Genomic DNA, 20047 nt, shown 5'->3' on the forward strand with positions numbered 1-20047 from the left:
AATTATTTGTCTAACTTTTTGGGGTCAGTACACAGCTTCTGACTCTTTTTTCTGTATTCCCACACCTATTACAACATCGGTGCGAACAATTGCATAATTTCCTTGATTAAGCTTTGGTGCCATGTAAAGCGGAAGGTATCCTCTGTAATTTCTTGAGACACTTCAAAGATATGGTCAAAGTCCTCCCGAATCTTTTTCAAGGCAGGCGTCCGATACATCCAGACAGCATTTTCATAGTGATGGACCAAACTGCGGTAGTCAAAGTTGATCGACCCTACAACCGCCATTTCGTCATCTGCCAGGACTTGCTTGCTATGGACAAAACCAGGGGTATACTCATAAATCTTTACTCCTGCATCCATCAGATCCAAGTAAGCCCCACGAGTTACGATTTGGATTAATTTTTTATCTGGAATATGCGGGGTCACGATCCGAACATCTACCCCTCGAAGGGCTGCATTGCGGATATCCTCTGTCAAATCATAGTCAATGATCAAGTAAGGAGTTGTGATGTAGACATAATCCGTCGCTTGGTTGATCATATTTTGATAAACCGTCTTTCCGACCTGCGACTTGTAAATCGGCTTTGGTCCACTCCCATAGGGAATATAGAGCCCTTCGCCTTCGACTGCCTTGTTTTCAATATGATAGCGGTCAAAATCCTCGATTTCCCCACGGTTGATGTACCAGTTCATGAGGAAGAGTCGCGTTAAGGCCTTAACAGCTCGTCCATCCAAGCGGATGGCACTGTCCTTCCAGTGACCAAACCGCTCAATGTGGTTGATGTACTCGTCTGCTAAATTGACACCACCCGTATAGCCGATCTGCCCATCAATAACCAGAATCTTGCGGTGGTCTCGGTTGTTATATGCCACTGTTAGACGGGGGATCACCTTGTTAAACTTATGGGCATCAATCCCCATCTTTCGCAATCGTTTGGTATAGTTCCCAGCCAAGGTTGCCATACAGCCGATATCGTCATAAAGGAGTTTGACTTCAACCCCATCTTTCACTTTCTGCTCTAAAATCTCTAGGATACTGTTCCACATCAAGCCCTCGTCAATGATGTAAAACTCGATGAAGATAAATTTTTTCGCTGCTTTTAGATCCTCTAGTAGTTGCTCATACATAGCCTCCCCTAGAGGGTAAAAGGTCGATGCTGTCCCATTGTAGAGATCCGCATTGTGGTCCATGGATAAAATCGACTTGACCAAGCCATAACCCGCCTTGCTTTCTTGCTTGAGCTCCTTACGCAACTGATGACTATTGTCCTCTCGAAACTTCATGGACTCCATATTTTTCAGCTGGATCATTTCCTTTTTGGACAAACGTCGCTCTCCAAACATGAGATACAAGAGTGATCCAAAGACAGGAATGACGGCAATCAAGAGCCAGGTCACCTTATTCTCAGGAGGGGTATTGCGGTTGACAATAGCTAGAATCGTCGTCACATATAAGAGCCCAATAACCGCAACTGATAGCCAATGAGGGAACCATTTATTGAGCCAAAAGAAGGCCGCAAAGGATGCCCATAGTTCAAAGCCCATAAACAAAATACTAAATCCATATTTGGACATTAATAGACGTAATTTTCGAAAGGTCACAGCATCCTCCTTTTTTCTTTCTACTAGTATACCAATTCTTTTTACCCGTTGCAACGACCAACCAAACCCCTTCTAGACAAACAAAAAGAGAGTGGGACAAAAGTCCTAGCCTCTTAATTGTATTTGGATTGTCGAGCAAGACGCAGTGGTTGAGTGGGCTCTACTACGCTGATTTCATCAGCTTTTACAGCCCTACTCAACTGTGCGGAGGTGGGACGACGAAATCGAATTCTAACGAATTACCGATTTCTGTCCCACTCTCTCTTGTTTCGTCCCTTATTGCTTGGTTAAAACGATAATCCCTTGATCATCCTCTGCTTGCTCCAGATCTTCTAGCGACAACTGATTCCCTTCGATCCGATAGCGATAGGGTTCATCCCCGATACGCATGGATTGATTGACCGGATCAATACTGACCTCTTTGGTCTCTTCTTCTCCATCAGCATCTTGTACCGTAAACGTGCCTTTTCGACCCGTCACAACCAGTAGAATTGTATTCTCCTCATCCTGTCCCCGATAGCTTCCATCTATGGACACCCCTTGCTCTGGCTTTTCATTGGCCGAAGCCACTGTCTCAGATGAATTTGAGCTAGCGCTACTCGAGACTTTTTGCTGTTGTTCGTGCTGGCTACAAGCAGTCAGGAAAAGGGCCACCGCCAAGGTCAGTATAGACATGATTTTTTTCATTAAAATCGACTCCTTTCGCCTTCGTCGTATCTATCTACCACCAGTATACGCCAAGAAAGTCTTTAGGTCAATTGTTTAACCCTCTAATAAAAATGCCCTTACTTCTGCAATAAAATACAAGGAACCTGTCACAAATAAAACCTCATCTGGATGGCTCTGATCCATAAACTCTTTGATATAGGCCTTGTAGTCCGCTACATAGGGCAGGTCTTGTCGGTCGCCTTGTGCCACCACTTCACCGTAATGAAAGGTCGTCAAAATCAATTCAGCTTCCGGCAATCCCGCTTGAAGCGTTTGGAGCATCCCGCTATAATCTTTTCGCTTGAGGGCCCCAAATAAAATCTTCACGCGCTTCCCTGCTAAGCTGTTGGCAAACTCGATCAAGCGCAACATAGCATGAGGATTATGGGCGCCATCCAGATACACCTGGTCGCCAAACAACTCTAGACGGCCCGGCCACCGCGTCTCTTGCAAAGCAAGCTTGACCTGATCCATATCCACTTCTTGATCTTGGCCCTCCATATAGAGGAGAAAGGCCTCTAGAGCTACTGCAGCATTTTCCCGTTGGTAATCACCCTTCAAGCCCAGAGACGGAAAGATAAGTTCCACGCTTTCATTCCAAAAACGATCCTGCTCTAAGCCAAAATCGTTCTGGAAGGCGTGGAGATCCACATCCAATTGCTCGGCTCTGTCTTGACAAACAGCTGTAGCCTCAGCAGGCAAAGGGCCCACAACAGCCTTCTTGCCCTTCTTAAAGATTCCTGCCTTTTGCTGGGCGATTTCTGCAATCGTCCCTCCCAGTGTTTCCTGGTGATCCAGGCCAACCGAAGTGATCACTGCGATCTCTCCTGTCACTACATTGGTCGTATCTAGAAGCCCACCGATGCCAACTTCCAACAAGACTACATCCACAGCTTGTTCCTTAAAATACAAGAGGGCCATGAGGCAGATAATCTCAAAATAGGAGAGTTGGTCCTGGGTTTGAAGCAAGATCTGCTCCTTTTGTTGGACTTCTTGACCAATCCGAGTAAAATCTTCATCTGAAATCGGCTGATCCCCAATACAAATCCGATCATGGATACTGATCATATGAGGAGAGGTAAAGGTCCCAACCTTCTTTCCGTGAGCCATCAATAATTGACGCAGAAAGGCGATTGTGGATCCCTTCCCATTGGTTCCTGTCACATGAAGGATCGGGTATGCCTTATCCGGCCTCCCTAAAAGGCTCACTGCCTGCTCCATACGATCCAGTCCCGATCGAAAATTCAGACCGATCCGACTATTCATCCATTGCTCAATCTTATTCACATCTTCCTCCTAAAAGAAAAAAGCGACAAAACCTCTCCTGACGTTTGCGCTCCTTTCTTTTGTAGTTATTTCTTTCTCATTTTTACAGCAAGTCCATCGGACTTCCTGCTTTTTCTTGTTTCTTGAAGCAGGGCTAAAAACGTCCACCGGGCTTACTTGCGGTCTTTGTTTCTAGCGCAAGGGTAAAAATGTCCCCCGGACTTACCAACTCTTTCTAGTTTCTAGGAGTTGGGCTAAAAACGTCCCCCGGACTTACTTGCGGTCTTTATTTTTAGCGCAAGGGTAAAAATGTTCACTGAACATTTTTACTCCTCCATAAAGCTGTTGAAGACTTCTTCGATCATGTCCCATTCTGCATCTGAGTCTTCTGGGATTGGTTGAAGGTCGCCTTCTGTTCCGTCTTCGTTTTCTGTAAATGAGTAAGCTTGGATTTCAACTTCGCCGTTTTCATCTTCTTCTGCATTTGCAGGGATCAAAAGGACATAGTTTTTCCCAAATTCTTCTTTGCCATCAATGGTCAAAAGAATTTCAAACAAGGTTTCATTTCCTTGTTCGTCCACCAATGTAATTAATTCACGTTCTTCATGGTCGTGGTTATGATCATGTGCCATACTATTCTTCCTCGTTTTCTTTCTAAAAATTGCGATCTAAATAATTTTGTAAAATAAGCTGCGCTGCTAACTTATCAATAACTTTTTTACGTTTGCTACGGCTAATGTCTGCTTGCTCAATCAACATCCGCTCTGCAGCAACTGTCGTCAACCGTTCGTCTTGGTAGTCGACAGGCAAGCCAAACTTTTCAGCAATCATCGCGCCATAAGCCTGACTGGCTTCCACACGCGGTCCGCTGGTATTGTTCATGTTTTTCGGCAAGCCTACAACAAAACGGTCTACCTTGTATTGAGCTACTAATTCGGCTAAGCGCTCCAAACCGAATTCTTTTTTGTCTTCATCGATTTGGATGATTTCAAGACCCTGAGCTGTAAAACCGAGAGGATCACTCACAGCAACCCCGACGGTCTTCGAGCCAACATCCAATCCCATAATTCTCATTAGAGGTCTATTCCTTGCCCTTTCAAATAATAACGTACCAATTCTTCAACGATTTCATCTCGTTCATATTTACGAATTTGGTTCCGTGCATTATTATAACGAGGTACATAGGCAGGATCACCACTGAGTACGTATCCTACGATTTGATTAATTGGATTGTAGCCTTTTTCATCCAGTGACAAGTAAACATCTTTCAAGGTCTCGCTAATTTCCTTACGATTTGAATCATCAAGATTAAAACGTACTGTTTCATCTGTAAATCCCACAAGAACACCCTCTTTCCTTAGAATATTACTATTATACCATAATTAAGAGTTTTCCACAACGGCCAAGCCCTTGATTTTACGGCTTTTTCAAGCATTTTTGAGCTATTTTAGCTAAACTGTTTTTTATTTTTGCTCACTTGCTCCAGCATTGATAAGATTATCCGCAAATTGACTCGGTGTCAACTTCAACAACTCTGGTAAGTGATTGTTTTTGAAGTAAGTCATGCCTTCAGCCTTCTTCACATCCATTGCTTCAAAGTCATAGGTGATGGTTACCTTGTATTCATTCTCATTTTCCAAGGTTAAATCAGCTGTGAAACCTGGCACTGTCAAAGCTTCCTTAAAGGCATCGTCCTTGTTAAAGGATTCTCTCAACTGCTTTTGCGCTTCCTCTACTCCAACCTGTTGGATCCCTTTTTTCAACTCCTCATCAGTTGCCGTCACATTGATGGTCTCCAACTTTTTAAAGGTATTCCCCACATAGGTGACGATTTGCGTTTGTTGTGTCCCCTTGTCATCTTTTGGAAAGACAAAGGTTCTAGTGATGACTTTATTTTCTTCAGCTTTTTGCAGAATACTCTTATTATCCTTTTGCAGCTGCTCTGCTTTTGCTTGGATTGCTTTTTGTTCACTTGAATTTGGCGTTTTCGCTTGTTTTTTTTGACCGCATCCAGTCAAACACAAGGCAAGCGCACCCAATAAGAAGATTTTCCTTTTCATTTTCCATTCCTTACTAGTTATTGTTTTCTAAAATATTGTATCATAGATTTCGTAAAATGGCGCAGTAAACTGCTTTTCATTCCGATTTTTAAAAAGAAAAAATCAGAAACAATTGTTTCTGATTTTCAATCACTTTAAAGAGCTGCACGCATCCGCGCTTCTGCATTTTCTACATTTCGAACTGATCGTGGCAAGAAGGCACGAATATCGTCTTCTTTGTAGCCCACTTGGAGACGTTTGTCATCTACCAAGATCGGACTTTTAAGAATACGAGGTGTTTCCATGATGATGTCAATGACTTCATTGACACTCAAGTCTTCGATGTCCACTCCTAGATTTTTAGCGTATCGATTTTTTGAAGAGACAATACTTGCCACTCCATTTTCAGTCTTTGTAAGGATATCCAATAATTCTTCTTTGGTGATCCCTTCCTTACCGAGGTTTTGTTCTTTATAAGTTAGCTGGTGAGCGTTGAGCCAAGTCTTTGCTTTTTTACAGCTCGTACAACTTGACACTGTATAAATTTTAATCATGCATGCACTCCTTTCGCTACACGATAATACTATCGTATTAAATTATAACACAAAAACCATCAGTCTAGCGACCTATTTTGAAAAAAATTAATCTTCAATTTCAATCGCGTCATCTAAATCTAGAGTTACTTCTTCTACGACAGGAGCTGCTTCTTCAGTTTTATCAAGGGTTTTCACTGCTTCGTCTTCTTCGATCAAACCAAAATGAACCCGAACCTTGTGGTCAATTTCGTCGAAAATTTCTGGGTGGTCAGCCAAGAATTTCTTAGCATTTTCAGATCCTTGACCAATTTTTTCGCCATTATAGGAGTACCACGCACCCGCTTTTTGGATGATATCCAAATCTGTTGCAATCTTCACCAATTCACCTGTACGTGAAATTCCTTCCCCGTACATGATTTCAACCATGGCTTCTTTAAACGGTGGAGCTACCTTATTCTTTACAACCTTGATCTTGGTTTCCTTACCAACGTTGGTATCTTTTTGGTCACCAGTACCCTTGATTTGGGTATTTCCACGAACATCTAAACGAACCGAAGCATAGAATTTAAGGGCACGACCACCAGGTGTGGTTTCAGGGTTCCCAAACATGACCCCAACTTTTTCACGCAATTGGTTGATAAAGATGGCAATGGTCTTGGTCTTATTGATCGAAGCTCCGAGTTTGCGCATCGCTTGGCTCATCATTCGAGCTTGCAAACCAACGTGACTATCCCCGATATCTCCATCGATTTCCGCACGTGGTACCAAGGCAGCAACAGAGTCGACAACCACCAAATCAACCGCCCCAGAGTCGATCAATTTACCAGCAATTTCAAGTCCTTGTTCCCCTGAGTCTGGTTGAGACAAGAGAAGTTCGTCGATATTAACCCCAAGAGCTGCTGCATATGATGGATCCAAGGCATGCTCGGCATCGATAAAGGCAGCAATGCCTCCTTCTTTCTGTGCTTGCGCCACTGCATGGAGGGCAACGGTTGTTTTACCAGATGATTCTGGACCATAGATTTCGATGATCCGACCTTTTGGATAACCACCAGCACCCAAGGCAATATCAAGCGCCAAGGAACCAGAGCTCATGACTTGTACTTTTTGCTCTGCACGTTCGCCCAGACGCATGATCGATCCCTTACCAAAATCTTTTTCGATCAACTTCAGGGCATCATTAAGCGCTTTTTCACGCTCATCTCCAAATTTCTTAGAGATATCATCTAATTTTTTCTGTTTTTTCGCCATTCTTTTCTCCTATTTTTTACTATACAGGAAATGTATGCAACTCACTGACGCTTTCCGTCATTTGAAAGGCACATTTCCTATCCATTTTTAGAATTATTCTTCATTTGGCACAAGCTTCATTATACCAAATTTTCACCATTTAATACAGCCAAGCGCACCAAATTAAAGGCATGAAGAACTGCAATTTCGCGGACATCCGCCCGGCTACGTCCAGCGATATTGACTTGGACACTATCCACTCCATTTGGAGTCGCAAGTCCGATAAAGACAGTCCCTGCTGGGTGCCCTTCTAGACTATCTGGCCCCGCAACTCCGGTCAGGCTAACACCATAATCGGATCCTGTTAACTTACGGGCCTGTGAAGCCATGGCTTGAGCTGTAAAGTGAGACACCACTCCATGTTGCTCTAACTCTTGAGCTGGAATAGACAACATCTTGCTTTTTTCTTCCAGACTATAGGTGACAAAACCACCCGCGAAGATGCTGGACGCCCCTGAAAAGTCTGCCAAAGTCGCTTGGAAAAGGCCAGCTGTCAGGCTTTCTGCAGCTGTAATAGTCTTACCAGTCCGTTTCAAGAGATCAAAGGCCACCTTGGCCATCGAATTGTCATCCCCATAACCGTAAAACAGTTCATGCAAGGGTTGATGATCCAGGGTGTGGCGTGATAAGATTTCCTTTTCTAAAACATCGAGCTTCGCATCCGCTGAAGCTTGATCCTTCGCCTTTGTAGATAGACGCAAGGTCACTTCTCCAGTCTTGGCATAAGGGGCCACCGTCGGATCACTCTGCTCTTCAATGATATCTGCTAAAATCGTAACCAGCTGGCTTTCCCCAATCCCAAAGAAGCGCAAGACTTTTGAAAAAAGCTGTTCCCCTGTTGTCAAATGAGGCACCAATTGTTCGTTGACCATGGGTTTTAACTCACTTGGAGGGCCCGGGAGAACGACATAGGCCACACCATCGACTTCAATCAAACCTCCAACCGCGAGACCTGTACGGTTTTGAAGGGGGATTGATCCGGCGATCATTTGTGCTTGTCGCTCATTATTGGGTGTCCGGACATAATCAGGGCGACTAGCAAAGAAGGTGTCGAGTTTAGCAAGTGCTGTCGGATCAAAAACCAGTTCTTTCCCTAAAAACTTAGCAAGGGTTTGCTTGGTTAAATCATCCTCTGTTGGCCCAAGTCCACCACATAAAATCACCAAATCACTGCGCTTTGAAGCTGTCTCAATGGTCGAGAAGAGACGACCTTCATTGTCTCCTACCGCCACATGATAATAGACATCAATCCCTAAACTAGCCAATTTTTCAGACAAGAATTGAGCATTGGTGTTCACAATTTGTCCTGTTAGAATTTCTGTTCCAACTGCAATAATTTCCGCCTTCATGGTGCCTCCCACTTATACTATTCGTAATTTTCATTTCATTTTAACACAATTTCCTAAATTATTTAAAAAACAGATTGAAGATAAAGTACATTTTGGACAACTTTCTTCAATCTTTTTCTTTTAGAGTATAAAGTAAAAAACTCTTAGAAATACTATTACATCAGCATCCCTAAGAGTTTTAACTATGTGGCAATCAACTTCTAAAGGGCTATTTTCTATTGTTGATAGAGCTAATCTATATTCTGAAGCAACCACATCGAGTGGTTGCTTTTTTACTACTTTCTTGATCTAAAAGCCTTCTTCTGACTCTAATTCTTGTTGTTCCCCCTCATCTTTTGTGATACAATAGCATCAATTTATTTCTAGGAGGATGAGATATGGTTTCTACTATTGGTATCGTAAGTTTATCTAGTGGGATTATCGGAGAGGACTTTGTCAAGCACGAAGTGTACTTGGGGGTCCAACGACTCAAAGACCTCGGACTCAATCCTATCTTTTTACCTCATTCACTAAAAGGCTTAGACTTTATCAAAGAACATCCCGAAGCTCGTGCGGAGGATTTAATTCAGGCCTTTTCTGATGATAGTATCGACATGATCTTATGCGCCATCGGTGGAAACGATACCTATCGCTTGCTACCTTATCTTTTTGAAAATGACCAACTACAAAAGGTTATCAAACCAAAGATTTTTCTCGGTTTCTCGGATACGACCATGAACCATCTCATGTTGCATAAACTAGGAATCAAGACTTTTTATGGACAATCCTTTTTTGCAGACATTTGTGAGTTAGACAAGGAAATGTTGCCATATAGCTGCCACTACTTTAAAGAATTGATTGAGACTGGAAAAATCTCAGAAATTCGCCCTAGTGACGTTTGGTATGAGGAACGGACTGATTTTAGTCCCAAAGCCTTGGGAACACCTCGTGTCAGCCATGCAAATACAGGTTTTGACTTGTTACAAGGCAATGCTCAGTTTGAGGGAGAAATCCTAGGTGGTTGTCTTGAGTCTCTCTATGATATTTTTGACAACTCTCTACACGCAGATAGCACAGACCTCTGCCAAAAATACAAACTTTTCCCTGACTTATCCGACTGGGAAGGAAAAATCCTCTTGCTAGAAACCAGCCAAGAAAAGCCCAATCCTGAAGACTTCAAAAAGATGTTGAGGACTTTAAAGGAAACTGGTATATTCGAGGTCATCAGTGGACTCTTGGTCGGAAAACCTATGGATGAAACTTTCTATGACGACTATAAAGAAGCACTATTGGAGATCATTGATAGCAATATCCCGATTGTCTATAATCTAAATGTTGGACACGCAACTCCAAGAGCAATTGTCCCATTCGGAGTCCATGCCCATGTAGATGCAACGGAGCAAGTCATTCGCTTTGACTATAACAAATAAGAGGCTGGGACAAAAGTCCTAGCCTCTCAATTATTTTTGGATTGTAGAGCAAGACGCAGTGGTTGAGTGGGCTCTACTACGCTGATTTCATCAGCTTTTACAGCCCTACTCAACTGTGCGGAGGGGGGACGACGAAATCGAATTCTAACGAATTACCGATTTCTGTCCCACTCTCTTTTTCTATATTCTCTGATGTTCTAGTCATCTAAAGTTACTTATTTCCACTTTTCCATTCACAAGCATTCTCATGGTCATCAACCAATCCTGCTGCTTGTAGGTAGGATAAAACTGCGACTGGTCCGGTGAACTTAAAACCACGCTTTTTGAGGTCCTTGGCTAGCTTCTCAGAAAGAGCTGTCTTCGCTGGAACCTGCCGGTAATCTGGAACATCATTGACGATGGTTTTCCCATTGACAAAAGACCAAAGATAAGCATCAAACGATCCAAATTCCTCCTGGACTTGTAGAAAGGCTTGAGCATTGGCCCGTGTCGCAAAAATCTTTGCACGATTTCGGATGATAGCTGGATTGTCCATCAAAGCCTCCAGTTCCTCATCCGTCATCTCCGCGACACTTTGAAGGTGATAGCCATGAAAAGACTCTCGGAAAGCCTGCCGTTTATTGAGGACCGTTTCCCAAGATAGACCGGCCTGATAAGTCTCCATACAGAGCAACTCAAAAAGCGCTTGGTCATCATGGAGGGGCTGTCCCCATTCCTCATCATGGTAGGCTATATATAACGGATTGGTCATTTTAACCCAGCTACAACGTTTTGGCATCTTCTTCTCCTATTTGACCAACATCTTAAGGGCAGACTTGATGTAGTTTTCAGCAGTATCAGAAGTTCCTTCAAAGAATTTCTTGATTTTCTTGAGTTCCGTTGCTTTGTAGCCCAATGCCAACATGGCTTCCATAGCTTCTTCAAGGGCTTGGTTTTCTTCTGCAACTTTGGCTTTGGACTGAGCCGGTGCATCTTCTAGATCAAGATTGATCTTACCTTCCAAGTCCAGCACCATCTGTTGGGCTGTTTTCTTGCCGATCTTTGGAAACTTGGTCAAGTAGGTGATGTTCTTGCTTTCGATAGCTTGGACAAGGCCTGCATTGTCATCCGCAGCAATGATAGCCAGAGCTGAGACAGGTCCAATCCCAGAGACTGAGATCAAGTTTAAAAAGAGCTGTTTCTCTTCCTCTGTCGCAAAGCCATAGAGAAGGTGAGCGTCTTCACGGACCACTTGGTGCAGATAGACTTGCACCTCTTGATTCATTTTGCCAGAGTAGGCATAGGGATTGGCCACATGCAAGAGATAGCCGATCCCAGCTGTTTCTACCACAATGTATTTAGCAGTGATTTTCGTTAAAATTCCTTTAATGTATTCGTACATAATCTTCCTTTATTGTTTGTTTAATACTTGCCCAATTCCCGTAGACTGGTGTGATTTTCTTGAATACGTCGGAACATCTTTTCCATATCTGACTTGGTAAAGTTAACCAAGACGGGACGGCCGTGGGGGCAGTTATAGGGGTTGTCACATTGGGACAGTTGATAGATGAGATCCCGTGCAGAGTAATCGTCCAGTATATGGTTGGCCTTGATAGAGCGTTTGCAGGACATCATGATAGCCAACTCAGCTCGGTATTTCTTGATGGACACTTCCTTGGTCAAGAGGAGCATATCACACATTTCATAGATACCCGACTCGATCTCTTCCTCCTTCATCCAGATCGGATGCTCCCGTAAGATCAACTGGTTGGCTCCGTATTCTTCTAAGTAGACGCCCACTTCTTCTAGGAGGTGCTTGCGCTGTTGTAGGCGGATTAGATCGTCTGCAGGGAACTCAAAGATATAGGGCACCAGCAGTTGTTGCTGACTGCCGTCTACGTCCCCGATGCTCTCCCGGTATTCTTCGTATTTGACCCGCTCTTGGGCCGCGTGCTGGTCAATGATATAAAGGCCCCCATTGCCTTGGGCAAAGAGATAGGTTCCATGCATCTGACCAAAATATTCCAACTCTGGGAAGGTCGAATGTTCTTCCCCATCCAACTTATCATAGACCTTGTCTAGACTAGCCAGATCCAACTCTGGATGATCCAGTTCATCATAAACCACAGCCTTTCTTTCCGCAAACTTGATCGCGCTTGTTGGTTTTTCTACTGGGTTTTCTTGGATTCTAGCTTCAGTAGCAGTCTCATCTGCTAGAGGCCGTTGAGGATCTGCCACTTCTGGTCGAAGCTTGAAATCTTGGCTCTCTCGGTCATAATAGAGGCGGTTTTCTTTTAAAGGCAGGGTTGTCTGTACTGGCTTTTCTGTTCGGCGAATGGTCGACTTGGCTAGATTTTCTAGAGCATCCGGAATCAGGTCCTGCTCTTTCAAAGCGTTCGCAATGGCCTGGGAGATCAAGGCCATCAGTTCTCGTTCTTTGGAAATACGAACCTCTTGCTTGGTAGGGTGAACATTGACATCCGCTAAGTAAGGGTCGATCTGGATATTAATGATCGCGAGCGGAAAGCGCCCCACCATGAGTTTACTGCCGTAGCCGTCTAAAATAGCTCGATTGAGCAAGAAATTCTTGATGTAACGGCCGTTGATAAAGAGACTGATGTAATTGCGATTGGCACGAGTCAATTCAGGCAAAGACACAAAGCCCGTCACTTCAAAATCTAGGTCGCGATTTTCAATGGCCACCATCTTCTTAGCAGACGCAAGTCCATAGACACCTGCAATCGCTTGCCGGAGATTGCCAGTCCCCGCTGTTTTGGTCATTTCTTTTCCATCATTGATCAAGGTAAAGGCGATCTCAGGATGGGCCAAGCTCAAGCGATTGAGAATATCCACGATATGGGATAGCTCTGCCTGCTGGCTCTTTAAATACTTGAGACGAGCAGGTGTATTAAAAAAGAGATCTTCCACTGTGATCTTGGTTCCGACAGGGCTTGTCGCTGGCTCCACTTCCTCAATTTCACCACCCTTTGCGACCAATTTGGTCCCGTGGGCAGCTCCTTCTTGCGCCGTTAGAAGGGTTAGAATACTGACAGAAGCAATGGAAGGCATGGCCTCACCACGAAAACCAAGCGTTCGAATACGAAAAAGATCCGCTTGACTCTTGATCTTACTGGTCGCATGTCGACGGAGGGCTAAAGCGACCTCATCGTGCGCAATTCCTTCCCCATTGTCTGTAATCCGAATCGACTTCAATCCTGCTTCTTCGATTTCAACAACGATCTGGCTAGCCCCAGCATCGATCGAGTTTTCAACCAACTCCTTGACCACACTAGCAGGTCGTTCAATCACTTCACCCGCCGCAATCTGATTGGCTAAGACTTCTGGCAATTCAATAATCTGTGACATGTCTGCTCCTTTACCTATTTTTTCACCGATACATGTAGCTCTATTATACCACAGATCTACAAGACTCCCTTTCTTAAAAAACGTAGGCTTGTCCCCATCTTCTTCCTTAAAAACCGCATAGGCAAAGAAAACGACCACATAGACAAATCCCCTTGTCTTCCCTTTGGAAAAAGTGTTTAATAGTAGTGTAAAGAAGGGGCCGGGCTAGCAGGCCAACCGACTTTACCCAAAGGAGGGAGAAACGATCTTATGAAAGTTGAAGTACAAATTGATTCCCACTTCCAAGAAGAAGCGGTGATGATCACAGCACCTGCACTGTCTGCGCGTGTAGAGAAAATTCGTGACTTTGTGGAAGAATTGGATCAAAAAGGGCGCTTACGTGCTAAAAAGGATGGGGAAGCTTACCTGATCGAAAGCCAACTATTCCAACGTTTTTACATTGAAAATCGGCAAGTAATTGGCGAGACTATGACAAATCAATTTATTCTGACTGGACCACTCTATCAGCTATCTGAAGACTTGCCGACCTGCTTTCTCAAAATTTCCCAATCTGAAATTATCAACACAAAAGAAATCGATCACCTGCACTTTACCAGTGGAGGATCGGTGCAAATCTATCTTAAAAACGGGAGTCTGACCTACTCCTCCCGTCGTTACTTAAAAGCCATTAAGGAGAAATTATCATGCTAAAACAATCTTTTTCTGACGCCCTAAAAGGGATTTTCATCGGGCTCATCTTATCCATCTTCTTTTCCTACCTCTTCTCACCTGAGTTGTACCTTCCCTTAAGTCCCAACTCTGCAGTCGGTCGCTGGATGTTCTTGCATCATGTTCACGGCTCACTGGTCATGCTCTATTGTGCTCTCGTTTGGGGTGCGATTGGGGTCCTCTTTAGCTTCGGAAGTCTCCTCTTTCAAAAAGACTGGAGCCTCTTACGGGCTACTCTGAGCCATTACCTACTCATGTTACTTGGGTTTATTCCCCTAGCTACCTTGGCCGGCTGGTTTCCAGCACGACTCGGATTTTACTTCTCACTCGTTGTCGAATTCACCCTCGTTTACGTGATCATCTGGTTGGTCTCCCATCATTTTTATAAAAAACAAGTCCAAGAAATCAATCAAAGCATTACTAACCACTAAGCAAGAAGATCCTCGCCGTCACGAGGATCTTCTTTTATAATTTCTTTTTCAATTCGGCGACTGCCATCATGACTTCCATGGGAGTCATATTGTAGAGATCCAGATTCTTCAATTCTGTGATCACCGTATTTTCTGTCTCTTCCTCAAAGAGGGACATTTGTTCAGCAACCTGCGAAGACACTTCCTTTTTAGGAGTTGTATCCGCAAGCGGTACTTGCTGGGCTTGTCCTTCGAGCTTGGTCAAAATCGCATCCGCCCGCTTCAATAATTCTTCTGGCAAACCAGCGATCTTGGCCACGTGAATCCCATAGGATTTATCTGCTGGGCCGGGTTCAATCTTGTGCAAGAAGGTAACCTGACCATCTCGCTCCAAGGTCGCAACATGGACATTTTCCAAACGGGTCAAAGTCTCTGAGAGAGCCGTCAACTCATGGTAATGGGTCGCAAACAAGGTTTTGGCACCAGTACGATCGTGGATATATTCGATGATGGATTGGGCGAGGGCCATCCCATCATAGGTCGCAGTTCCCCGCCCCAACTCATCAAACAAAATCAAGGACTGGGACGTTGCCTTGCGAATGGCGTGATTGGCTTCCATCATTTCCACCATGAAGGTAGACTGACCTGATACCAGGTCATCAGCAGCTCCGATCCGGGTATAAATCGCATCAAAGATTGGCAACTCGGCCCTTTGCGCTGGAACATAGGAGCCAATTTGGGCAAGAATCACAATGATCGCCAATTGGCGCATATAGGTAGACTTCCCGCTCATATTTGGCCCCGTAATCAGCTGAATATCCCGTTCCTCATCCATAAAGATGCTATTAGGAATATAGGACTGGGCTCCCATCACTTTCTCAACAACCGGATGGCGGCCTTTGTCGATTGCGATTCGTCGTTCTTCATGAAAAAGGGGACGATTCAACCGTTGCGACTCAGCGACACTGGCTAAACTTTGTAAAACATCAACCGTTGCAATCGCCTGAGCTAATTGTTGCAGACGTTGGATATACTTGCCAACTTCTTCCCGAATCCGCATAAAAATCGTATATTCCAGATTAGCAGACTTCTCACGCGCCTCTAGCATATCTCCTTCGATGCGAGCCAATTCCTCCGTACCAAAGCGTTCTGAATTTTTCAAGGTCGCCTTGCGGAAAAAGTGAGCAGGAACGTGACTCAATTGAGAATTGGTGACATGGAAATAGTAGCCATCCTTCTTGTTGTAATCGATTTTTAGACCTGTAATGCCGCTGGCTTCGCGCTCCTTGGCCTCAATCTCAGCAATCCAACCAGTACCATCCCGAAGAACGACACGGTACTGGTCCAATTGCTCGTCAAACCCAGTTCGGATGATATTTCCCTCCGTAATAACAGCAGACGCTTCCGGAGCAATAGCTGAGGTAATCAAGCGGTGCAACTCAGGAAGTTCATCCAAGCGTGCAATTAAGACATCTAAGACTGGATCACCAATCCCCAGTAGAATCGACTTGATCGTCGGCACATGCCCCAGAGTATCTCCTAGCTGCAAGAGATCCTTAGGGTTGATCTTGCCAAAGGAAACCCGACTCGCTAAGCGTTCAATGTCATAGACCCCTTTGAGGCTGTCGGTCAAATCGCTCCGTTCAAAGAAATGATCCATAAAGACCTGAATGATGTCCTGTCGCTCTCGAATCCGTTTCAAATCGACTAAGGGCTTCTGAATCCAGGACCGCAACAAACGACCGCCCATGGCCGTCTTGGTTTCATCCAAATACCAATACAAGCTACCATGTTTCTTCCCAGTTCGCGCATTCTCTGTCAAATCAAGACTAGCCTTGGTCGCAAAGTCCATCTGCAAGAAATCGCAAATCTCATAATGATGGGCTTTTTTGAGGTGGCTCAATTCCCGCATTTGTGTCTGGTAGACATACTGGAGAAGTTTTCCAGCCGTTTTCTTTTCGAGCTCACTCAACTGATCCCCTAAGAGTTGAACATCGTCGAGCGCCGTCTCTACATGTGACAACAAGAGATTCATCTGGCTCACAAACACACGCTCTTCCTGTTCTGGCAACTCATAACCCAGGACCACCTCACGCGCACGTAAATTGCGGATTTCTCCACAAACCATGCTAAAGTCATTGAGGGTCGTCACCTGAAACTCCCCTGTCACCAGATCCATATAGGCTAGCCCATACTCATTTCCTGAACGATCCAAAGCAACCAGGAAGTTGTTCTCACTATCTGGCTTGGTCGAATCCACCACTGTACCCGGCGTAATCACCTGTACGACTTCACGCTTAACGACCCCCTTGGCTTCTTTGGGGTCTTCCATTTGTTCTGCAATCGCGACCTTATACCCCTGTTCAATGAGAACATCAATATACTGCTGGGCCGAGTGGTAGGGAACACCCGCCATAGGGATCGGATTCTCTGCATTTTTATTCCGTGAGGTTAAGGAAATCTCTAAAATTTGAGCCGCATTCACTGCATCTTCATAAAATAATTCGTAAAAATCTCCCATTCGAAACAGCAAAAAGGCATCCGGATAATCTTTTTTGATATCTAGATACTGCTGCATTCCAGGGGATATTTTCTCTACTGCCATACTTCTTTATTCCTTACTCTTGCATCATTTTCTGACGCAAGCCCCATAGATGAAAACAGGAGTAGATAGCTCACTATCTTCCTCCTTTTGACATCTTAACAGGGCTTGATTACTGCATCATCCCTAAAATTTCATTTTGAATTTCAATGGCTGCATCTTGGTCACGGCAGACAATCAAGAGGGTATTAGCCCCTGCTACAGTTCCCAAAATACGCTCATCTGACATTTCATCTACACCATTGGCCAAGAGAGCTGCTTCTCCTAGCTCTGTCCGCAAGACCAAGGTGAATTCTGCTCGTGAGACAGACTTGGCGTGGCTGGACAACATAATATAAATCTCTGCCACCTCAGGCTCATTGGGCAAAATATAATACAACTGGTCTTTTCGTTTCACCTTGACTAGACCCAGATCGCGCAAATCTCGTGACAGAGTTGTTTGCGTTACAGCAATTCCTTTTGCTTCTAATCGATCCTGAATCTCTTTTTGAGTCGACAATTTTTCATTTCGAATCATTTGTTGAATCAAAAGGTGACGTTCTGTCTTTTTCATTGGACCTCCACTTTTGAATAAATATACTTTAAATTATACCAAAAAAATTGAAAATTCGCTCAGAATTGTGTTAAAATAATAGTTAAAAGGACTAAGGAGCTAATATGAACAATAAAGAACTCATTGCTAGTGAATTGGCCAAAGTGATTGACTCTCTTGACCAAGATGCTATTTTAAACTTGCTTGAACAACCAAAATCATCTGATCTTGGTGACATTGCTTTTCCAGCCTTCTCACTTGCAAAAGTGGAACGCAAGGCTCCTCAAGCAATCGCTGCAGATATTGCTGAAAAGATCGACCAAAGTGCCTTCGAAAAAGTCGTTGCAACTGGACCTTACGTGAACTTCTTCTTAGACAAATCTAAGATCTCTGATCAAGTAATCAAATCCGTCATCGAAGCAGGTGCAGACTATGGCCAACAAGACGAAGGTCATGGCCAAAACATTACCATCGACCTTTCAAGCCCAAACATCGCAAAACCATTCTCAGTTGGTCACTTGCGCTCAACCGTTATCGGGGATGCTCTTTCAAACATCTTCCGCAAAATGGGCTACAACACGATTAAAATCAACCACTTGGGGGACTGGGGTAAACAGTTCGGTCTCTTGATGGTGGCCTACAAAAAATGGGGCAGCAAGGAAGCTGTCGAAGCCAACCCAATCGATGAATTGCTAAAACTTTACGTTCGAATCAACGCTGAAATCGAAAACGATCCTGAGCTTGATGAAGAAGGACGTAAATGGTTCAAAAAATTGGAAGATAGGGATCCAGAAGCCACTGAATTGTGGCAATGGTTCCGTGACGAAAGCTTGGTAGAATTCAACCGTATCTACAAACTCCTCGGTGTTGAGTTTGATAGCTTAAACGGGGAAGCTTTCTACAACGACAAGATGGACGAAGGGGTTCAAATCCTTGAAGACAAAGGCTTGTTGAAAGAATCTAAAGGGGCTAGCATCGTTGAGTTGGATGATGTGAACCTTCCACCAGCTATGATTAAGAAATCAGACGGTGCCACTCTTTACATCACGCGTGATATCGCAACCGCTATCTACCGTGCACGGACTTACAACTTTGTGAAAAACATCTATGCTGTAGGGCAAGAACAATCCAACCACTTCCGTCAGTTGAAAGCTGTTCTGAAGAAAATGGGATTTGACTGGAGCGACGATATGGTTCACGTTGACTTTGGTTTGGTGACAAAAAACCGCCAAAAATTGTCAACTCGTAAAGGAAATATCATCCTTCTCGAACCAACTCTTCAAGAAGCCATCTCTCGTGCCAAAGCTCAGATCGAAGAAAAGAATCCTGAACTTGAAAACAAGGAAGAAGTGGCACATGCAGTCGGTGTTGGTGCGGTTAAATTCTACGACTTGAAGACAGACCGCCGCAACGGTTATGACTTCGACCTCGAAGCCATGGTATCCTTCGAAGGAGAAACTGGCCCTTACGTTCAATATGCTTACGCTCGTATCCAATCCATCCTTCGTAAAGCAAACTTTACACCATCTACAGATGCGACATACAGCTTGAGCGATCCTGAAAGCTGGGAAATCATCAAGCTTCTCCAAGACTTCTCTCGTGTTGTCAAACGTGCTGCTGAAAACTATGATCCATCCTTGATCGCAAAATATGCTATCAACTTGGCTCAAGCCTTCAACAAATACTATGCACACACTCGTATCTTGGATGAAAGCCCAGAACGCGAAAGCCGTCTTGCTCTTAGCTACTCAACAGCAGTAGTCTTAAAAGAAGCCCTTCGCTTACTTGGTGTCGATGCACCTGAGAAAATGTAATTTCTTATCTATGATGGATAAGTAGAACATCTCTTATGGGAGTGAGAGGAGAAACTAAATGCGATTCAATTTAGTTCTTTCTCACTCCTTTTCTCATGCCCAATGCCTTTCATTCTCTACATTTTCAGATCCTTTATATACAGGAGAAATCTATGAATCAAACCGTTTACATCTTAATCCTCATCAGTTTAGTGATCCTCTTTTTATTTAACAAGTACGAAAGAGAAAAACTACAACGGCTCTTACAAGAGCAACTCTTGAAAGATCCAGCTTTCAAAGATAGCATCAAGGAAAAAATCCAAAAGACCGACAATATCAACGATGTCATCCATGCAATCAACAAGGACTATCGATTGGGGCTTCTACTTGCTAAAGAAATCACTGAAAAATTAAAATAAAGCGTAAAAGAGAGAGTGGGACAGAAATCGGTAATTC

At 44.0% G+C, this 20047-nt stretch carries 20 protein-coding genes; 5 read left to right on the top strand and 15 right to left on the bottom strand.

Annotation, left to right across the window (positions count from 1 at the left end):
• Window positions 1–68: 68 nt before the first annotated feature.
• The 10 genes from cls to HMPREF2686_RS05340 all read right to left on the bottom strand — a co-directional run bounded on the left by cls (window position 69) and on the right by HMPREF2686_RS05340 (window position 8792).
• Window positions 69–1604: a cardiolipin synthase gene (gene cls / locus HMPREF2686_RS05295; RefSeq protein WP_049507407.1), complete on the bottom strand. Its 1536-nt coding sequence runs from the start codon at window positions 1602–1604 to the stop codon at window positions 69–71.
• Window positions 1605–1880: 276 nt separating this feature from the next.
• Complete coding sequence (locus tag HMPREF2686_RS05300; RefSeq protein WP_049507409.1) at window positions 1881–2291, bottom strand: SP_0198 family lipoprotein; 411 nt, start codon at window positions 2289–2291, stop codon at window positions 1881–1883.
• A 75-nt stretch (window positions 2292–2366) separates the two neighbouring features.
• On the bottom strand, window positions 2367–3599 hold the full coding sequence (locus tag HMPREF2686_RS05305) for a bifunctional folylpolyglutamate synthase/dihydrofolate synthase (RefSeq protein WP_070449520.1): 1233 nt from the start codon (window positions 3597–3599) through the stop codon (window positions 2367–2369).
• A gap of 305 nt (window positions 3600–3904) precedes the next feature.
• Entirely contained in the window at window positions 3905–4210 is a 306-nt protein-coding gene (locus tag HMPREF2686_RS05310; RefSeq protein ID WP_003001941.1) for a DUF1292 domain-containing protein, read from the bottom strand.
• A gap of 22 nt (window positions 4211–4232) precedes the next feature.
• The gene (gene ruvX / locus HMPREF2686_RS05315; protein ID WP_023919889.1) at window positions 4233–4652 is read right to left on the bottom strand and encodes a Holliday junction resolvase RuvX; all 420 of its coding nucleotides are present in this window, start codon (window positions 4650–4652) and stop codon (window positions 4233–4235) included.
• Window positions 4652–4918: an IreB family regulatory phosphoprotein gene (locus HMPREF2686_RS05320; RefSeq protein ID WP_003002070.1), complete on the bottom strand. Its 267-nt coding sequence runs from the start codon at window positions 4916–4918 to the stop codon at window positions 4652–4654. The genes ruvX and HMPREF2686_RS05320 overlap by 1 nt, the downstream gene beginning before the upstream one ends.
• 123 nt (window positions 4919–5041) lie before the next feature.
• Window positions 5042–5638, bottom strand: a complete 597-nt coding sequence (locus tag HMPREF2686_RS05325) for an SP0191 family lipoprotein (RefSeq protein WP_031576799.1) — start codon at window positions 5636–5638, stop codon at window positions 5042–5044.
• Window positions 5639–5772: 134 nt separating this feature from the next.
• Entirely contained in the window at window positions 5773–6171 is a 399-nt protein-coding gene (gene spx, locus HMPREF2686_RS05330; RefSeq protein ID WP_003009108.1) for a transcriptional regulator Spx, read from the bottom strand.
• Between the two features lie 87 nt (window positions 6172–6258).
• Window positions 6259–7404, bottom strand: a complete 1146-nt coding sequence (gene recA, locus HMPREF2686_RS05335) for a recombinase RecA (RefSeq protein WP_003002082.1) — start codon at window positions 7402–7404, stop codon at window positions 6259–6261.
• 119 nt (window positions 7405–7523) lie between these two features.
• Window positions 7524–8792 (bottom strand): competence/damage-inducible protein A, encoded by a 1269-nt coding sequence (locus HMPREF2686_RS05340; protein ID WP_070449521.1) that lies wholly within the window; start codon window positions 8790–8792, stop codon window positions 7524–7526.
• Between the two features lie 377 nt (window positions 8793–9169).
• On the opposite strand from HMPREF2686_RS05340, the gene HMPREF2686_RS05345 reads away from it, so the two are divergent.
• Window positions 9170–10201 carry a S66 family peptidase gene (locus tag HMPREF2686_RS05345; RefSeq protein WP_049492653.1) on the top strand — a complete coding sequence of 344 codons (1032 nt, stop codon included), beginning with the start codon at window positions 9170–9172 and terminating at the stop codon, window positions 10199–10201.
• Between the two features lie 211 nt (window positions 10202–10412).
• Here the strand turns inward: HMPREF2686_RS05345 and HMPREF2686_RS05350 are convergent, their stop codons facing one another.
• From HMPREF2686_RS05350 to mutL, 3 genes are read right to left on the bottom strand one after another with little or no spacing between them, the layout of a single operon-like run.
• Complete coding sequence (locus tag HMPREF2686_RS05350) at window positions 10413–10979, bottom strand: DNA-3-methyladenine glycosylase I (RefSeq protein WP_070449524.1); 567 nt, start codon at window positions 10977–10979, stop codon at window positions 10413–10415.
• 9 nt (window positions 10980–10988) lie between these two features.
• Window positions 10989–11582: a Holliday junction branch migration protein RuvA gene (gene ruvA / locus HMPREF2686_RS05355; RefSeq protein WP_013904320.1), complete on the bottom strand. Its 594-nt coding sequence runs from the start codon at window positions 11580–11582 to the stop codon at window positions 10989–10991.
• 20 nt (window positions 11583–11602) lie between these two features.
• Window positions 11603–13546, bottom strand: coding sequence for a DNA mismatch repair endonuclease MutL (gene mutL / locus HMPREF2686_RS05360; RefSeq protein WP_049472118.1), 1944 nt, complete (start codon window positions 13544–13546; stop codon window positions 11603–11605).
• A gap of 249 nt (window positions 13547–13795) precedes the next feature.
• On the opposite strand from mutL, the gene HMPREF2686_RS05365 reads away from it, so the two are divergent.
• Together HMPREF2686_RS05365 and HMPREF2686_RS05370 are read left to right on the top strand one after the other, a co-directional pair.
• Window positions 13796–14236 (top strand): LytTR family DNA-binding domain-containing protein, encoded by a 441-nt coding sequence (locus tag HMPREF2686_RS05365; RefSeq protein ID WP_049472114.1) that lies wholly within the window; start codon window positions 13796–13798, stop codon window positions 14234–14236.
• A complete protein-coding gene (locus HMPREF2686_RS05370) occupies window positions 14230–14685 on the top strand; it encodes a DUF3021 domain-containing protein (RefSeq protein ID WP_021154102.1) in 456 nt (151 codons plus the stop codon). The genes HMPREF2686_RS05365 and HMPREF2686_RS05370 overlap by 7 nt, the downstream gene beginning before the upstream one ends.
• Window positions 14686–14719: 34 nt before the next feature.
• On the opposite strand, the gene mutS is transcribed toward HMPREF2686_RS05370, so the two are convergent.
• Both mutS and argR read right to left on the bottom strand, forming a co-directional pair.
• Window positions 14720–17269: a DNA mismatch repair protein MutS gene (gene mutS, locus HMPREF2686_RS05375; RefSeq protein ID WP_070449526.1), complete on the bottom strand. Its 2550-nt coding sequence runs from the start codon at window positions 17267–17269 to the stop codon at window positions 14720–14722.
• A 109-nt stretch (window positions 17270–17378) separates the two neighbouring features.
• Window positions 17379–17819: an arginine repressor gene (gene argR / locus HMPREF2686_RS05380; RefSeq protein WP_003009125.1), complete on the bottom strand. Its 441-nt coding sequence runs from the start codon at window positions 17817–17819 to the stop codon at window positions 17379–17381.
• A gap of 104 nt (window positions 17820–17923) precedes the next feature.
• Between argR and argS the strand changes: the two genes are divergently transcribed.
• Together argS and HMPREF2686_RS05390 are read left to right on the top strand one after the other, a co-directional pair.
• Window positions 17924–19612 carry an arginine--tRNA ligase gene (gene argS / locus HMPREF2686_RS05385; protein WP_070449529.1) on the top strand — a complete coding sequence of 563 codons (1689 nt, stop codon included), beginning with the start codon at window positions 17924–17926 and terminating at the stop codon, window positions 19610–19612.
• A gap of 152 nt (window positions 19613–19764) precedes the next feature.
• Window positions 19765–20010 carry a MarR family transcriptional regulator gene (locus HMPREF2686_RS05390; RefSeq protein ID WP_070449532.1) on the top strand — a complete coding sequence of 82 codons (246 nt, stop codon included), beginning with the start codon at window positions 19765–19767 and terminating at the stop codon, window positions 20008–20010.
• Window positions 20011–20047: the final 37 nt, after the last annotated feature.

This window comes from Streptococcus sp. HMSC057G03 (genome assembly GCF_001808745.1).
GTDB lineage: Bacteria > Bacillota > Bacilli > Lactobacillales > Streptococcaceae > Streptococcus > Streptococcus parasanguinis_Z.

Bases quoted from the DNA above. Each gene is read 5' to 3' on its own strand.
- mutL (WP_049472118.1), bottom strand. From the start codon at position 13,546: ATGTCACAGATTATTGAATTGCCAGAAGTCTTAGCCAATCAGATTGCG.
- argS (WP_070449529.1), top strand. From the start codon at position 17,924: ATGAACAATAAAGAACTCATTGCTAGTGAATTGGCCAAAGTGATTGAC.
- recA (WP_003002082.1), bottom strand. From the start codon at position 7,404: ATGGCGAAAAAACAGAAAAAATTAGATGATATCTCTAAGAAATTTGGA.
- HMPREF2686_RS05390 (WP_070449532.1), top strand. From the start codon at position 19,765: ATGAATCAAACCGTTTACATCTTAATCCTCATCAGTTTAGTGATCCTC.
- ruvX (WP_023919889.1), bottom strand. From the start codon at position 4,652: ATGAGAATTATGGGATTGGATGTTGGCTCGAAGACCGTCGGGGTTGCT.
- HMPREF2686_RS05370 (WP_021154102.1), top strand. From the start codon at position 14,230: ATGCTAAAACAATCTTTTTCTGACGCCCTAAAAGGGATTTTCATCGGG.
- argR (WP_003009125.1), bottom strand. From the start codon at position 17,819: ATGAAAAAGACAGAACGTCACCTTTTGATTCAACAAATGATTCGAAAT.
- HMPREF2686_RS05365 (WP_049472114.1), top strand. From the start codon at position 13,796: ATGAAAGTTGAAGTACAAATTGATTCCCACTTCCAAGAAGAAGCGGTG.
- HMPREF2686_RS05300 (WP_049507409.1), bottom strand. From the start codon at position 2,291: ATGAAAAAAATCATGTCTATACTGACCTTGGCGGTGGCCCTTTTCCTG.
- HMPREF2686_RS05345 (WP_049492653.1), top strand. From the start codon at position 9,170: ATGGTTTCTACTATTGGTATCGTAAGTTTATCTAGTGGGATTATCGGA.
- mutS (WP_070449526.1), bottom strand. From the start codon at position 17,269: ATGGCAGTAGAGAAAATATCCCCTGGAATGCAGCAGTATCTAGATATC.
- HMPREF2686_RS05310 (WP_003001941.1), bottom strand. From the start codon at position 4,210: ATGGCACATGATCATAACCACGACCATGAAGAACGTGAATTAATTACA.
- HMPREF2686_RS05340 (WP_070449521.1), bottom strand. From the start codon at position 8,792: ATGAAGGCGGAAATTATTGCAGTTGGAACAGAAATTCTAACAGGACAA.
- ruvA (WP_013904320.1), bottom strand. From the start codon at position 11,582: ATGTACGAATACATTAAAGGAATTTTAACGAAAATCACTGCTAAATAC.
- HMPREF2686_RS05325 (WP_031576799.1), bottom strand. From the start codon at position 5,638: ATGAAAAGGAAAATCTTCTTATTGGGTGCGCTTGCCTTGTGTTTGACT.
- spx (WP_003009108.1), bottom strand. From the start codon at position 6,171: ATGATTAAAATTTATACAGTGTCAAGTTGTACGAGCTGTAAAAAAGCA.
- HMPREF2686_RS05350 (WP_070449524.1), bottom strand. From the start codon at position 10,979: ATGCCAAAACGTTGTAGCTGGGTTAAAATGACCAATCCGTTATATATA.